This window comes from Leeuwenhoekiella sp. CH_XMU1409-2 (assembly GCF_037029365.1).
GTDB lineage: Bacteria > Bacteroidota > Bacteroidia > Flavobacteriales > Flavobacteriaceae > Leeuwenhoekiella > Leeuwenhoekiella blandensis.
In genome coordinates this window covers 63,421-78,620 of the sequence record NZ_JAYMEI010000013.1, presented here as the reverse complement: position 1 = coordinate 78,620, position 15,200 = coordinate 63,421, and the positions used below count along the sequence as shown (strand labels likewise).

The following is a 15,200-nucleotide window of genomic DNA, read 5'->3' as shown; positions in this document are numbered from 1 at the left end:
TACTTACACTTAATTGCGTATTTGATAAATAGTTTCTTATAAAATTTCGTACTTTTTAAACTTTAAATGCATTTTTAGTTTAATTCTCACGTATGAAACGCAGAAATACGATTAAACTGCTCACTCTGGGAACAGGAGCAGTTTTTGTCACGCCTTTGGTGAGCGGACTCTTATCAAGCTGTAAAAGCGAACCGGACTACCCTAGTTTTGAACCTGAATTTTTTGATGCTGAAGAGCTTCCGTTGCTCAATGCAGTGATCGATACGTTGATTCCGGAAACCGAAAGTCCTTCGGCAGTTGCTGTGGGAGTACCGCAAACTTTAGATCATATGATTTCCGGTCTATATTGGCCGGAACAAAAAGCGGCTTTTAAAGCAAATTTTTCAGCTTTAAAAGAATACCTCAATACTGTCAAAGGACAGTCTTTCATTAACCTAAAACCGGAAGAAAAAACTACGGTACTACACGAGCTGATCGATTCTAGAGAAGATTCAACTAAAACTGCACGTAACTCCCTTCTAGATATTAAAAACCAGTCTATTGCTTATTATTTAAATACAGAAAAAGTAGCTAAAAATCATTTGAATTATTTACCGGTTCCGGGGCCGTTTTTACCCTGCATACCACTAGACGAACTTAACGGAAAAGCCTGGGCGATATGAGCACTCAAGATAAATTACCAGATACCTTTGATGCCATTGTCGTAGGCTCTGGAATAAGCGGCGGCTATGCCGCGATGGAGCTGTGTAAAAAAGGATACAAAACCCTTATTTTAGAACGCGGTCGCGATGTAAAACACATCGAAGATTATGATACGGCAAACGACGATACTTGGGATTTACCCTACAACGGTAGGGTGCCTAAGGAAGAAATCAAAAAGCATTACTTTAAACAAGATCGGCTCAATTGGTGGGTGAATCAGGATAACAAAGCTTTTGTCAATAAAGATGATGAATATCCCTATGATGAGATCGAACGCTTTGATTGGATACGTGGGCATCATTTAGGTGGTCGATCTATCATGTGGGGAAGACATTGTTATCGTTGGAGCGATATCGATTTTGAAGCCAATAAAAAGGAAGGCGTGGCTATTGACTGGCCCATACGCTATGCAGATATTGAACCTTGGTACGATCAAGTAGAGACTTTTGTAGGCGTGAGCGGTCAGGCTGAAGGGTTAAAGCAAGTGCCTGACGGAAAGTTTTTAAAACCTTTTGAACTCAATTGTGCCGAGCAGGATTTTAGAGAAAAAGTGAATGCCCAATATCCTGAGCGTGTGGTCACTCCAGGGCGCATCGCCAATTTATCTGAATACGATCCTGAAGTGCATCTGGGTACCCGTGGGCAATGTCAAACTCGTAACCGTTGCTGGCGTGGGTGTCCGTTTGGGGCGTATTTTAGTAGTCAGTCTGCGACCTTACCGGTGGCTCGAGAAACGGGCAACCTTACCGTAAGACCGTTTAGTATTGCCGCAGAAGTACTTTATGACGACGCTACACAGCGCGCTACCGGCATTCGAGTAATTGACGCCAATAGCGGCGAGGAGCATATTTTTAAAGCGAAAATTATCTTTTGTAATGCCAGCACCGTAGGAACCACGGCTTTGCTATTAAATAGCAGATCACGACGTTTTCCTAATGGTTTGGGGAACGACAGTGGCGAACTAGGCCACAACCTGATGGATCATCACTACGGAATGGGCGCAGGAGCGGAATTTCCCGGGTTTGAAGACACTTATTATCAAGGCCGAAAAGCTAACGGTTTTTATATCCCAAGATTTAGAAATATTGATGAAGAAACCAAGCGTGAAGATTATTTGCGCGGTTTTGGCTATCAAGGAAATATCTCCCGAGGCCGAAGCATTCCTGACGAAAAAATAGGAGTAGACCCCAAAGAAGACATTTTTAAACCGGGCCCGTACACCGTTTCTGTGGCGTGCTTTGGTGAAATGTTGCCGTATCACGAGAATCGTATGTTTCTCAATTTTGAAAAACGCGATCAACACGGAATGCCCATCATAACCTTTGATGCCAAATTGCGTGATAACGAAATGAAATTACGTGAAGATGGTGTGCAATGTGCTGTCGAAATGCTTGAAGCTGCCGGTTGTAAAAACATATGGACGTATAATGACCTCACCGCTCCCGGAGCCTGTATTCACGAGATGGGAACTGCAAGAATGGGCAATGATCCTGAAACCAGTGTGCTTAACAAATGGAACCAAATTCACGCCGTTCCTAACGTTTTTGTAACCGATGGTTCCTGTATGACCAGCAGCGGTACCCAAAACCCAAGCATCACCTATATGGCGCTTACCGCACGAGCAGTGGATTATGCTGATAAACAGATGAAAGCTGGAGTGTTGTAAGTATTTTATTTTTAATTGAAGAAATGGATATTAAAAATGCATTGTTGAAATTTTAAACCTCCCCATCCCAAACTAAAACCTCTCCGGGTTGTATAGCTTTTAATTTTAAACTCCCAATACGGATGCGCACTAATCGCAAGGTGGGACAATCGATCGCTGAAGTCATCTTGCGTACTTGTCTAAACTTGCCTTCGGTGATGGTGATGCTCAACCAGGTGGTTGGTCCGTGGCGGGCATCGCGTATTTTTTTTCCGCGGTCGGGTAGTGCCGGTGATGTTTCTAAAATTTTGACACCACAAGGTTTAGTAAGGTACTTTTTGCCATTGATCCCGATTTCAACACCTTGGCATAGTTCTTCCAATTGGCCTTCTGTAGGTATCCCGTCAACTAAGGCATAATATTCTTTTTCGATCCCGCTTCGGTTAATGTGATCGCTCAATTTACCATCGGTGGTCATCAGCAACAAACCTTCAGACTTTTCATCTAAGCGACCAATAGGCATAATTCCGTCAGGCCAGGAATACAATTCTGCTAGAAATTTTTTCTTTCGTTTTTGGTGTAAATCATTGCTGCTCAACTGACTTAAATAGCCGTAAGGTTTAAAGAGTAGATAGTGTTGATGTGTTGCCAAGCTGCAGTTTTTTTCGCATTGCAAACCTAAGCAAACACGAGCAAATTAGGCCCAAAGCTTTAGCATTCAATACAAGCAGTTTAGCCCGCAATAGCTTATTTTTGGATACTTCAACGCAATACAGATTCTTTTTTGCTTTTATGACAGGAAAACAAAAACGCAAGCAACAAGCCAAAATTCTTAGACAATTCAGAAGCGTTCACAGGGCGATGGGCGCAGTATTATTTGTGTTCTTTTTTGTGATCTCGGTTTCGGGACTTTTACTCGGAGTCAAGAAAAACAGCGGAGATTTATTATTACCCAAAACACAGAAAGGCACTACGACCGACTTGACGCAGTGGCTTCCGCTTGAAGAGCTCAAAGAAAAAGCCATCAACGTATTGCACGATTCGGTTTCCCCCGATTTAGAGACCAAATTAGACCGTATTGATGTAAGGAATGAAAAAGGAATCGTCAAATTTATCTTTGATGCGCATTATTACGGCATTCAATTAGATGGGGCAACTGGCGAAGTTTTACACATTGGTAAACGGCGTTCTGATGTGATCGAGAACATTCATGACGGTTCGATTCTCGATAATTATTTGGGAACCGGCGGCTATATCAAATTGGTTTATACGGTAGTGATGAGCATCGCCTTGTTGCTGTTCACCATCACCGGATTCTGGCTGTGGTACGGCCCAAAACAGATGCGTAAAGGCCGCAATTAATTTCATAAACCCTAAAAATGCTGAAACAATTTGGTGGTAAAATCACGCCCGAATTAAAAAAACGCTACGAGCAATCTCCCAATTGGAAGGATGGATGTTTCCAGAATCTGGAAGAAACCACGATGGACGTTGGCCTTGCTGAAATGCCGGGGATGCTTTGGAAAATGTTTTTTGGTAAAGGAAATTCTATTCCTGATCAAAATTTACCCATCGAGAGTTTTGATAAATCGGCTTTCTTGGAACCTGATGATGCTGTTAAATACATCTGGTACGGGCACGGCGTTTATTTACTACGTATCGCGGGCAAAACGATTTTGATCGACCCTATGCTGGGTCCCGATGCAGCACCTATTGCGCCCACAAAATCCAAACGTTTCTCAGAAAACACGTTGAATTTGATCGATGACTTTCCGCAGATTGATTTGATGTTGTTAACCCACGATCATTATGATCATCTGGATTACGCGAGTATCAAAAAACTACTTCCAAAAGTCAAAAACTATTATGTGGCTTTGGGTTGTGGTCGGCATCTCGAAGCTTGGGGCGCTGCAAAACAAAGCATCACCGAGTTTGATTGGTGGGATACACATACTTTTGACGGACTCGAAATCACATTTACACCGAGCAGGCATTTTTCCGGTAGAGGATTACGCGACAGAGCTAAATCACTTTGGGGTGGATGGGTTATAAAATCTTCTGAAACTTCTATTTTTCATACCGGTGATGGTGGTTATGGGGCGCACTTTAAAGAAATAGGGGAGCGTCTTGGCCCGTTTGATCTCGGTTTTGTAGAATGCGGGCAGTATAACGTACGCTGGCAGGCGATTCATATGTTGCCCGATGAGGCGGTTAAAGCTGCACTTGACTCCGGAGTAAAAAGAGCCACACCGTATCATTGGGGCGGTTTTAAGCTCGCTTTTCACGACTGGACAGAGCCTGCTGATCTTTTTACTGCCGAAGCCAAAAAACAAAACCTTGAAGTTACGCTTCCGCGATTGGGGCAGTTGATGCATTTAAATCAAGAGCCTCAGAAGCAATCCTGGTGGAAAGTTGAGTCTTAATATGGAGAAAAAAGCGATCTATGCGGTAGTCCTTGCAGCGCTTATAGCAGGAAGTAATGGGATTTTGATCAAGGCGATGCCCAGTTTGACCACTGGAGCCATCGGTTGGTTTAGAGCGGGAGTTCCTGTTTTGTTTTTACTTCCGGTATTGTTGCGCACAAACCAACTACGCGTAAAAGGGAATACTAAAATGCTTCTATTTGCCTCGGTGATCAACGCGGTACGTACGTATTTCTTCTTGATGGCTTTTGTATATACTTCGGTTGGAAATGCCATAGTATTATTTTATGTATATCCACTCTTCATCACTATTATTGAAACTACCGTTTATAAAGCGCCCATTAGCAAAAAGCAAATTCTTTATATGCTTTTAGCCTTTGCAGGAATTGCATTTACTTACGCCGATAAAGAATTCAGTTTTGAGTCTCGGGATTTTATAGGAATGCTGGCCGCAATTCTTGCTGCCGTTGGATATGCGTTTTTTGTTTCGATCTTCAAGCGGCAAACCCAAGACTGTAACCGCAATCAATTGCTTTTTTACCAAAACCTGGCAGGAGCTGTTTTATTCATTCCTTTTTTATTCGGTTTGAAAGACGTTGTGCTCACGCATATGGGAATCGGAATATTTTACGGTTTACTTATCGGGATCGTGCAATTTGGCCTGTTTTTCTTCGGCTTAAAACATTTAAATGCGACCACAGCTGCTTCCTTGATGTATTTAGAGGTATTAAGTGCTGTAATCCTAAGCTTTTTTATACTGAAGGAACAATTGAGCTGGAATACCTACATCGGCGGCGCCTTGATTTTGATAAGCAGCTTCTTTATTTCCCGATTGAATAGAAAAACATCTTAGCTTCTAAAAGTTCACTGTGCTCGGTCTTGCCAAGATTGCGTTAAACTTTAGCCAATCCTGTTTCAATCCCTTGACAAAAGGGCGTTCATCGCTTATTTTGTGTTAAAACAAAAACTATGAGCGAAGTTAAAGCATATGGTGCTGCTGACCCTAAAGCAGACCTGAAACAAATCAACATCGAGCGTCGTGAGGTAACTCCACGTGATGTAAAAATTAAAATTACCTATTGCGGCGTGTGTCACAGTGATATTCACACCGTACGCAACGACTGGGGCGGTTCTAAATACCCAGTAGTTCCGGGACATGAGATCATTGGGAAAGTACTTGAAGTGGGCAGCGAAGTTTCTGATTTTAAAGTTGGAGATACCGTTGGCGTAGGTTGTATGGTAGATTCATGTAGAGAATGCGAACCATGTAAACATGACCTGGAGCAATTTTGTGAGCAGGGAATGGTAGGCACCTACAATGGAAAAGACAAACATTTAGGCGGACATACCTACGGAGGATATTCTGAAGAGATCATTGTAGATAAATATTATGTGTTAAGCGTTCCTGAAAATTTGGATGAGAATGCCGTGGCGCCACTTTTATGTGCGGGAATTACAACATTCTCTCCTTTAAACCACTGGAAGGTAGGTAAAGGAGATAAAGTGGGTGTCATTGGTTTAGGTGGTCTTGGCCATATGGGAATAAAATTTGCTCACGCGATGGGAGCACACGTGGTAATGATCACCACAAGCCCAGGCAAAGCCGAGGATGCTAAGCGTCTGGGAGCAGACGAAGTTTTGATCTCTAAAGATGAAGAGGCGATGAAAAAGCACGCCAATTCGTTCGACTTCTTGCTGAATACTGTTCCGGTAGGTCACGATATCAATCCGTATTTAAGCTTGTTGAAAATAGACGCTACAATGTGTATGGTAGGCGCAGTAGAACCTCTGGAACCTGTTCACGGTGGCAGTCTTATTATGGGACGTAAAAATGTTGCCGGTTCGTTAATTGGTGGTATTAAAGAAACTCAGGAAATGCTTGATTTTTGTGGAGAGCACAATATTGTAAGCGATATTGAGATGATCGATATCAACACCATCAATGATGCCTATGATCGCGTCGTGAACGGAGATGTAAAATACCGATTTGTAATTGATATGGAATCCTTACGAAACTAAGTAAACTCTTGATGTTACTTTATTAAAAAAAAATCCGTTAGCGAATTCTAACGGATTTTTCTATTTTATAAAATACTGATTTTAGGAAGCGATACCGGCGTTTTTAAAGAGTTGCTGAAGATCTTCAGCAATAGGAAAAGGCTTTAAAGGCGGAACATTTGCACCACCGGGATTTCCCACCGGAACCTTACCTACAAAAGACTTTACTCCTCCAAAAACCAATCTCGGAATCTGCCCAAAAACTTCTTTTGCACTTTTTATTCTAAACCCAAATTGAAGCATTTTCCAATGCACATAACTATGCGCAAAAGGATACCGCTGACCAATGATATGGGCGCGTTCCAGATGTTGCCACGCGATTTGTAAATGCCCGATAGCGTAAGCTTCAGCATAGTTTTGTAATTCCTTATTGTAATAAGGTTTTAAAGACTGTGGTAAACGCGTATAAAATTTCATAAAGTACACTTTTGTTTCAGTCTTATAAAGATAACTTAAAATCGGTTACTTTTTAGATTTCACATTAAAACTGGGAACCTCATAATCTTTGGGTAAGTAATCTGCAGGAATCGTGCTCTGGTTACCATCACGGGCAGCGCGGTAGTGTGGAGAAAGAATCTCGATGCCGTTCTCATTACAAACATCCTGAATATTTTGATGTAAGTTTGAATAGATCGTAGCTTGCTTATTGGCTTCGCGTACATAAGCATTGATCTGATAAGCCACATAAAAATCCTCGAGACTGGTTTGCAATACAAAAGGCTGAGGATCCTTTAAAACCAACTCGGTGCGCAAGGCTGCATCAATTAAGGTTTGGTGCATATCCTTCCACGGTACGTCATAACCAATGGTTACGGTCGTATGAATGATCAATCCTTTTTCGGGAGCGTCACTACTGTAGTTTATTGTATGACTGCTCATTACTGTAGAATTGGGAATGGAAATGATCTCGTTCTTGGGTGTGCGTACACGGGTTACCAAAGAAGATTTTTCGATCACATCGCCCACGATATCACCAATTTTTACGCGGTCACCTATTTTGAATAAACGCATATAGGTAAGCACCAAACCGGCAATGACGTTAGACAGCGAACCGGCCGAACCAAAGGTGAACAAGAATCCTAAAAACACCGAAATCCCTTGAAATACCGGCGAATTACTTCCAGGTAAGTAGGGGAAGATCACCACAAAGGCAAAAGCAATTACCAATACGCGCACCAATTGATACGTAGGATTAGCCCAATCTGGATAAAAACCGTTGAAACTGAGTCGGCCTTCAGCGATTTCCACTTTTAGGAAATGGAGAAACTTCAGTAATAACCTAAACACAACAATGATGACCACAATGGCAAAAATGTTGGGCAAATAGTTCCAAACAGCTAAAAAGATCCCTTTAATCGGATTGATGATGTATCCAAAAAGTTCGTGAGCAAAAGCTTCCGTCTGCGGAAAAAAGCCGAAGATTACAGGCAATGCGACATAAATGGCCACAAGCACGGTGGTCCATTTTACAATTCTGTTAAGCAGTAATAAAACGTGTACTTGGCGTTCGGTGTCCAGAACCGTGTAGTTTTTAACGGTTAAGGTTTTTAATCGCTTGTTCTTTTGCCGCTGAATTTTTAATGCTGTCCATCGGAATAAGCGGAGAACATATTTTACAATAAGTCCGATGACGATCAATACCAAAACCGCCAGACCAATACTTTTAAAAAGATTGGTCAAACTGTGCTCTTCTTTGTAAGCAACCACTGCATCGCTTATAAGTGTTTTATAACCTGTGGCGAGTTCAAGGGGTGTGGTTTCAAACCACAAGGCATCAATATCGGTAACGCTCACGATATTCTGGTTGCCATAAACAACATCTACAGTAGCCTCGCTTACCGCAACTTTTAAAGAATCGGCATAGAACTCGATATTATCAGGAAGCCGTTGAATTCTGGCAGTAATCGCATTGGCACGTTCTTGAGGAGAAAAACTCCCTAAGCGATTGTAGATCAAAAACAGCGTATCTTCTTCAAAACCGGTCACCGGAAATCCTCTTGTAGTACGCTTAAGGTTGGCGATCTGTTCTTTTTTCTGTGCTAAAAGCGCATTCTCATTTTCTTCAAACTGCTTGAGTTGTGCTTCCAGTTCGCTACGTTCCCGGTTATTTGTGGTACTCACTGCGTTTAAACGGGCCTCAAGATCTGCACGTCGTATAGAATCTGCAAAGCGCTGTTTTTCCAATTCCGCTAATTTCCGAGCCAGATCCGTTCCTGTAGTTGAAGCTACGGAGTCAGTAACTATAGTTGTACTGTCGGTTTGCGCGTAAACAACTACCGAAAGCATTAATATAAAAACAAAAAATAGACGTTGCATTAAAATCATGTCAATGACGCTTAAATAAGGCAGGAAATGTAGTCAATTTACAAGAATACAATTCGGGTTTATTATAAATTTTATTCAAGCACTCACAAGTTGATCAGTCTTTATGAGCGCCGTCAAGTACTGCCTGAATTCCGCGAAGCGCCACTAAAGCAAAAAGAGGTCTGTGATTTAATTCAGTATTCAGTTCGCCTACGGCTTTCTCCAGTAAGAAAGTTTCTAAAAGTACTTGGTAATCTCGTTCCGTATCCGGGATAAGATCAGAACCTTTTAAGGTCGAAATATAGCCGTCGAGATAAAAACGCGAAACATAATAATACCAGGCTTCGGCCCAAGCTTCTAAATGGGTTTCGCGGTAATCCTCGGCATAATTCTGTTGCATTAAAGGACTATACGCTGCATAATGAAAGGAACGGATCATCGCCGCTACATCACGCAATCCCGAGCGTAAAATGCGGCGTTCACTAAAGGGACGTGAAGGTTCTCCTTCAAAATTAATGATCACAAAGTCTTTACCCGTCCAGAGCAATTGCCCCAGTTGGAAATCACCATGTGTACGTATTTTTACCGTATTGATCTTGTGTTTAAACACCCGCTTAAAGCAGTCTAAAACTTCATTTTTACGCTTGAGTACGGCTTCAGCTTCAGCCTGAATGGTTACAGGCAAGCTGGGTATAGAACGTCTCAAATTCTCAAAAGCTTCTCGAGTAACGCTTTGCAAGGAAGAATATAAAGAACGCTGGTAATGTAGAGAGAATGCTTCGTGCTCAAAGCCTTTCAATTCTTCATGGCTTGCCAGCGCTTGATGCATTTGTGCGCTACGTCGCCCTAACAGACTTATGCGCTCTGGGAATAAGCTTTCTACCAAATCACTTTCGGGCTCTTTTAGGTCTTCAAATAATAAGGGTCTAGTGCGTAAGCCTTTGTCATAATCAGGCTCTAATTCCTGAGCTTGCGTTTCAATACGTTCCATATAGCGATGGGCCGCATCTTTAGCATTTACCCAACCTGTGCCAACATTGGTCACAAGGTCCTGCATCATACCTAGAACGGCCTCGTTGCGTTTTTGGGTGTAGTACACCAATTTCCCCATATAATCCGGTGTGTTGGCAAATTTGACTGTCTCTGTCAGGTATTGTGAAAGCTCAGCATCAGGGTTTACTGTGCTATCCAAGCGACGATACAGCTTTAAGAAATAACGATGGTCATAAATGATGGAGGTATTGCTTTGTTTGGATTCTATAATACGCGAACTCACTTCTTCAATATCCGAATCGGGCGTGATGTTTCCACGTTCAAACGCCAGTTTTTCTTTACCAAATTTTAGCGTAGCCCCGGCTTGTAAACTGTAAAATAATTGCGCACGGAAGGGTTCGACATACACCGAGTCTACCAGAATACCTGAGCTTTCTTTAAAATGTACTTCGGCTAAAATACCTTTTTGAGGTACCGCTTCCGTAAGGCTTTCGTATGAATTTGCGATATAACTCACCGGCAGCTGATACATTTCAGGAAGTCCCTCGTTAAAATGTACTTCAACGATCAGGTTTTTGACTAAAAGATCGTCTTTGGAAAGATCCAACATATTGGTGATTTCCATCGACTGAATGATGCGGCTGGTGTCACCAAACCAGTATTTACTTTTAAAATAGGCCGGCAAAATTTTGCGTTCCAGCAACTTGATGTTTTTGGCATCAAAAAGCCGTTCCCAGTCAATAGTTTTCACTTGAGGAAGTGGTCCGTCTTGCGATTCACTCTCGCGTTGCGTCAGGGAGAACCAGTAATAACCGTGTGGAGCAAGTGTAAACAGGTACGGTCTGTTAGTTATTCTAGGAAATTTATTGTGACTGAAAACTTCGACAGGAATATAGTCGATATAGTCATCCAATTCCAGTTCTACAGCTTGAGAGAAACGCGATAAATTGGCAAGTACCAAAATGGTCTCGTCTTCATAGCTACGTGTAAAAGCCAGAATTTTTGCATTAGAAGGCGATAAAAACTGAATGTCGCCGCGACCAAAAGCTTTAAAGCTTTTACGCATATGCATCACCCGTTTCATCCACCACAATAAAGAGGACGGGTTCATTTGCTGTGCTTCAACATTTACCGATTCTGATCGGTACTGCGGATCAATGATCGTAGGTAAATATAGCTTTTGCGGATTGGCCATCGAGAAACCGGCGTTTCGGTCTGCTGTCCACTGCATCGGCGTACGCACGCCATCTCGGTCTCCCAGATAAAAATTATCACCCATCCCGATCTCATCACCATAATACAATACCGGAGTTCCCGGTAGCGAGAACAGCAAGACATTCATCAGCTCGATCTTGTTACGGTTGTTGTCGAGTAGGGGAGCCAGACGACGTCTGATCCCCACATTGATCTTTGCCTTAGGATCTTTAGAATAAACCTTATACATATAATCCCGTTCCTCATCGGTCACCATTTCTAGAGTGAGTTCGTCATGATTTCTTAGGAAAATCGCCCACTGGCAAGATTCCGGAATGTCTGGCGTTTGGTCAATGATATCCATAATAGGATAGCGGTCTTCCATTTTTACTGCCATAAACATACGCGGCATAATGGGGAAGTGATAATTCATATGACATTCATCGCCATCACCAAAATACGCTGCAGAATCTTCAGGCCACATATTGGCCTCTGCTAACAAAAGTTTATTATCGTGGTTTGCATCAATATGTGCTCTTAACTTTTTGAGAAACACATGCGTTTCCGGAAGGTTTTCACAATTAGTGCCATCGCGCTCAAAAAGATACGGGACAGCATCCAGTCTAAAGCCATCAACTCCCAGATCACACCAATAATCCATAATATTGAATACTTCTTGCTGTACATCGGGATTGTCAAAATTCAGATCGGGCTGATGTGAGAAGAAACGGTGCCAGTAATAGGCTTCGGCCTCTGCGTCCCAAGTCCAGTTGGAGGGTTCGGTATCGGTAAAAATGATACGTGCATCTTTATATTTTTCCACATTATCGGTCCATACATAATAATCTCTGTATTTTGAATCCGCAGGTGCTTTACGTGCACGTTGAAACCATTCATGTTGATCTGAAGTATGGTTGATGACCAATTCGGTAATGACTTTTAGACCGCGTTTATGGGCCTCTTCAATAAAGCGCTTAAAATCTTCAACCTCCCCGTATGACGGATTGATGCTGTAGTAATCTGCGATGTCATAACCATCATCGCGTAGAGGAGACGGGTAAAAGGGCAATAACCAAATTGCGGTAACTCCTAAATCTTCGAGGTAATCTAATTTTTGCAACAGACCTTCAAAATCACCTATACCATCGCTATTGCTGTCAAAAAAGGCTTTAATGTGAAGTTCATAAATGATCGCGTCTTTATACCAATTTTTCTCATCATCGATAAAGGGAGTGATTGCCATGAAATGTCGTTTATTTTGGTTTGTATGTGGTTAATGGAGTTTCGCAAATAGGCGAAAATGTTAAAGTTAACGAAGTCAATCTAATTCTCTCGTTAAATAATAATTAAAGCCTAAAAATTAGCATAAAGACAAACGAACTTCGGCTTAAATTTGAACTATTCAAACCTTGATTTTGGGTGTTTAGATTTTTGTGATGGCATGAAATCCCCTTTAAGTATTGAATAACAAAAGTTTATATAATTTTTTCAAAAACCGGTTGCTTAAGATTATCGTACATTTTGCAGTAGGAATTGTATCTTGCTGCCGTATTTAAATTTCATTATGCTAGACGCTTACTTTAGAGCCCTTGAAGAATTCAGTCCGTTAGATGCCAACGCTAAGAAACAGTTGGAGGAGTATATCGTGGTAACCAAAGTTGCGAAGAACGATTTTATCCTTGAACAAGGCGCGGTTTGCAATTATATCTATTTTTTAGATCAGGGTTTTGCCCGACAATTCTATTACAAAAATGGAAAGGAGATCACCGAATGGTTTGCGGCAGAGAAGGAGTTTTGTTTTTCGATAGAGAGTTATTTTCACCATACACCAAGCAAATTAACGATTCAAGCGCTAGAAGATTCGGTGGTCATCGGGTTGCATAAAGACGCTTTAATGGAATTGAGTAAAGAACATAGCCAAATAAGCCAATTGGCTTTAAATATGCTTTCTACTTCACTGGTATATTCTCAACAGCGAATGGAAACCATTTTATTTGAAAGTGCCAAAGATCGCTACAGGCATTTGCTTGAAACTAAACCAAAGATCATTCAAAAAGTACCGCTCGCCCATATCGCATCCTTTTTAGGAATTACGCAAGAAACCCTAAGTCGAATACGTGCAAAACTGTAAATTTTTCTTAAAAATGGACTTAGAATGATTATTTGATAAATGTCAAACATATTCTGTATCAAACACTTGATATTTGTATCACAATTATGAGTTAAGATAATTGAGTGTTTGTTGAAACTCTTTCACCCCTTTGAGTTTAATATTGATAAAAATAATTAGGTGTCCCCTAAGACCTAATTGTTTATTGTGGAAAGCAGTTCTAAAATAGAGCTGCTTTTTCCATTTAAAGTGGAAAGCGATACACAAGCTCCAGTTTAAATAAAGCCCCTTTTTGAAGTGGGATATTCAATTGATTGCGATCATCTCCCAAAAAGAATAAACTTAGCCCTAAAGCTACTTTATCACTTTATTCAAAAACCTTGTAGCTTCTTGTTATAGCATAGCCGGCTTTGGCTTTTAAAAAGAGATGTTTAGCCACAGTATAGCGTACATACGCAAAAAATTCAGTGGTATTCTTAGCAAAATATGCTGCAGTAGATCCAAAATAAGGGTTTTCTTTAAACGCATATAAATAAGTAAATTATCTCTGGTATGTCTGGAAGAATTAAAACCTATAGCAAGACCCATAAAAAAAGCGACCCATAAGGTCGCTTTTCAATACTATAAATGGAGATTTTAGCTAGCTATTTGCTCTATTTCCTCTTCCACTTTTGCTTGTTCCTTAGCAAGTTTATTTTTTAAGGTTGCAACATTGTCAGATACGGTATCTTCTACTTCAGTATAGGTATCTTTTAATTTAGTACCCAATTCATTGACTTTGTTTTTTAGGCGCTCTTTTTCTTCTGGGGTTGCATTATTATATCTCCACCATGCAAAAAGTCCTCCTGCTAATCCTAAGAGTGCTGCTGCGATTCCTGCATTTTGATTTCTAGTTGTCATAATTCTTTCTTTTTTAGTTTATACCTCTAAGGTACGCAAAGCCTGTTCCACTGTCAATTAACCTAAATACTTTAATATAAGTTTAATACTAAGTATTAAGATTAAGTGAAAGGGAATCCCTCCATCTAAATTTCATGAATTTAACCCTGCGATTAGGGGAAAAACCCTGACTCCACGAGCTTTTATTCTCTCTACCTTGGCAGCATTAAAACATCTACTATGAAACGTGTAATAGTCACCTTGATATTCGTATTTATTTTAGCCTTTGCGACTTTAAGTGCGCAAACAACAATGTATCTTAAACTTCCTGATATTGACGGGGAATCGCAACAACAAGATCACGAAGATGAGATCATTGTAAGCGGTGTTTCTTGGGAAGTTAGTATCCCAGATGCTGCACTTTCAGGGAGAATGCGCGCACGCACTTCCTTCTCTGGAATTACAATAAGCAAAGAAACCGACCTTGCAACCAATGCGATGCTGGATTGTATTGCTAAAAATAAGAAGCTTGGAAACGTTGAATTGACCTTTGCGTCAAGCGCTTCAGACGGTATCAATGAATATCTCATTTATAACCTGAATAATGTACGCATCACTTCGTATAAAATGGAAGCTTCTGAAGCTGCTCAAAAACCTAAGGAAGTATGGACTTTAAACTTTGAAAACATCTCCAGTGTGTATAAGAAATTTGACGACCGGGGTCGATTAGATGAGGAATCAGAATTTGAATATTCTGTTTTGAGAGGAAATTAAGTATTAGCCATAATACATTGAGTTGAAAGCTCGGCAGCATCTATTGTTGCCGGGCTTTTGCATTTAGCATTCATTTTGATAAGTTTCATCTTTAAAACCGACTGAATACCTACACGTA

At 41.0% G+C, this 15,200-nt stretch carries 13 protein-coding genes; 8 read left to right on the top strand and 5 right to left on the bottom strand.

All coding sequences use genetic code 11. From position 1 onward, the window contains the following. The first annotated feature begins 92 nt into the window (after nt 1–92). Both WA338_RS13950 and WA338_RS13945 read left to right on the top strand, forming a co-directional pair. Nucleotides 93–662 (top strand): gluconate 2-dehydrogenase subunit 3 family protein, encoded by a 570-nt coding sequence (locus WA338_RS13950; RefSeq protein ID WP_272986520.1) that lies wholly within the window; start codon nt 93–95, stop codon nt 660–662. Then, complete coding sequence (locus WA338_RS13945) at nt 659–2,368, top strand: GMC family oxidoreductase (protein WP_336093809.1); 1,710 nt, start codon at nt 659–661, stop codon at nt 2,366–2,368. Before WA338_RS13950 ends, WA338_RS13945 begins: the two co-directional genes overlap by 4 nt. Nucleotides 2,369–2,420: 52 nt before the next feature. Here WA338_RS13945 and WA338_RS13940 read toward each other — a convergent pair whose 3' ends face one another. Further along, on the bottom strand, nt 2,421–2,999 hold the full coding sequence (locus WA338_RS13940) for a pseudouridine synthase (protein WP_336093808.1): 579 nt from the start codon (nt 2,997–2,999) through the stop codon (nt 2,421–2,423). A gap of 140 nt (nt 3,000–3,139) precedes the next feature. Between WA338_RS13940 and WA338_RS13935 the strand changes: the two genes are divergently transcribed. From WA338_RS13935 to WA338_RS13920, 4 genes are all read left to right on the top strand, one after another. Then, complete coding sequence (locus tag WA338_RS13935; protein WP_272986515.1) at nt 3,140–3,709, top strand: PepSY-associated TM helix domain-containing protein; 570 nt, start codon at nt 3,140–3,142, stop codon at nt 3,707–3,709. 17 nt (nt 3,710–3,726) lie between these two features. After that, on the top strand, nt 3,727–4,770 hold the full coding sequence (locus WA338_RS13930) for an MBL fold metallo-hydrolase (RefSeq protein WP_009780189.1): 1,044 nt from the start codon (nt 3,727–3,729) through the stop codon (nt 4,768–4,770). A 1-nt stretch (nt 4,771) separates the two neighbouring features. After that, complete coding sequence (locus WA338_RS13925; protein ID WP_336093806.1) at nt 4,772–5,623, top strand: DMT family transporter; 852 nt, start codon at nt 4,772–4,774, stop codon at nt 5,621–5,623. A gap of 116 nt (nt 5,624–5,739) precedes the next feature. Further along, on the top strand, nt 5,740–6,789 hold the full coding sequence (locus tag WA338_RS13920) for an NAD(P)-dependent alcohol dehydrogenase (protein ID WP_009780191.1): 1,050 nt from the start codon (nt 5,740–5,742) through the stop codon (nt 6,787–6,789). 81 nt (nt 6,790–6,870) lie between these two features. Here the strand turns inward: WA338_RS13920 and WA338_RS13915 are convergent, their stop codons facing one another. The 3 genes from WA338_RS13915 to treS all read right to left on the bottom strand — a co-directional run bounded on the left by WA338_RS13915 (nt 6,871) and on the right by treS (nt 12,562). Beyond that, nucleotides 6,871–7,245: a DUF3703 domain-containing protein gene (locus tag WA338_RS13915; RefSeq protein WP_336093805.1), complete on the bottom strand. Its 375-nt coding sequence runs from the start codon at nt 7,243–7,245 to the stop codon at nt 6,871–6,873. A gap of 45 nt (nt 7,246–7,290) precedes the next feature. Then, complete coding sequence (locus WA338_RS13910; RefSeq protein WP_336093804.1) at nt 7,291–9,144, bottom strand: mechanosensitive ion channel domain-containing protein; 1,854 nt, start codon at nt 9,142–9,144, stop codon at nt 7,291–7,293. Nucleotides 9,145–9,247: 103 nt separating this feature from the next. Continuing rightward, entirely contained in the window at nt 9,248–12,562 is a 3,315-nt protein-coding gene (treS, locus tag WA338_RS13905; protein ID WP_009780194.1) for a maltose alpha-D-glucosyltransferase, read from the bottom strand. Nucleotides 12,563–12,883: 321 nt separating this feature from the next. Between treS and WA338_RS13900 the strand changes: the two genes are divergently transcribed. After that, nucleotides 12,884–13,450 (top strand): Crp/Fnr family transcriptional regulator, encoded by a 567-nt coding sequence (locus tag WA338_RS13900; protein WP_040532693.1) that lies wholly within the window; start codon nt 12,884–12,886, stop codon nt 13,448–13,450. 615 nt (nt 13,451–14,065) lie between these two features. Here the strand turns inward: WA338_RS13900 and WA338_RS13895 are convergent. Next, nucleotides 14,066–14,329, bottom strand: coding sequence for a hypothetical protein (locus tag WA338_RS13895; RefSeq protein WP_009780196.1), 264 nt, complete (start codon nt 14,327–14,329; stop codon nt 14,066–14,068). Between the two features lie 219 nt (nt 14,330–14,548). On the opposite strand from WA338_RS13895, the gene WA338_RS13890 reads away from it, so the two are divergent. Further along, entirely contained in the window at nt 14,549–15,082 is a 534-nt protein-coding gene (locus tag WA338_RS13890) for an Hcp family type VI secretion system effector (protein ID WP_009780197.1), read from the top strand. The last annotated feature ends 118 nt before the right edge of the window (nt 15,083–15,200 follow it).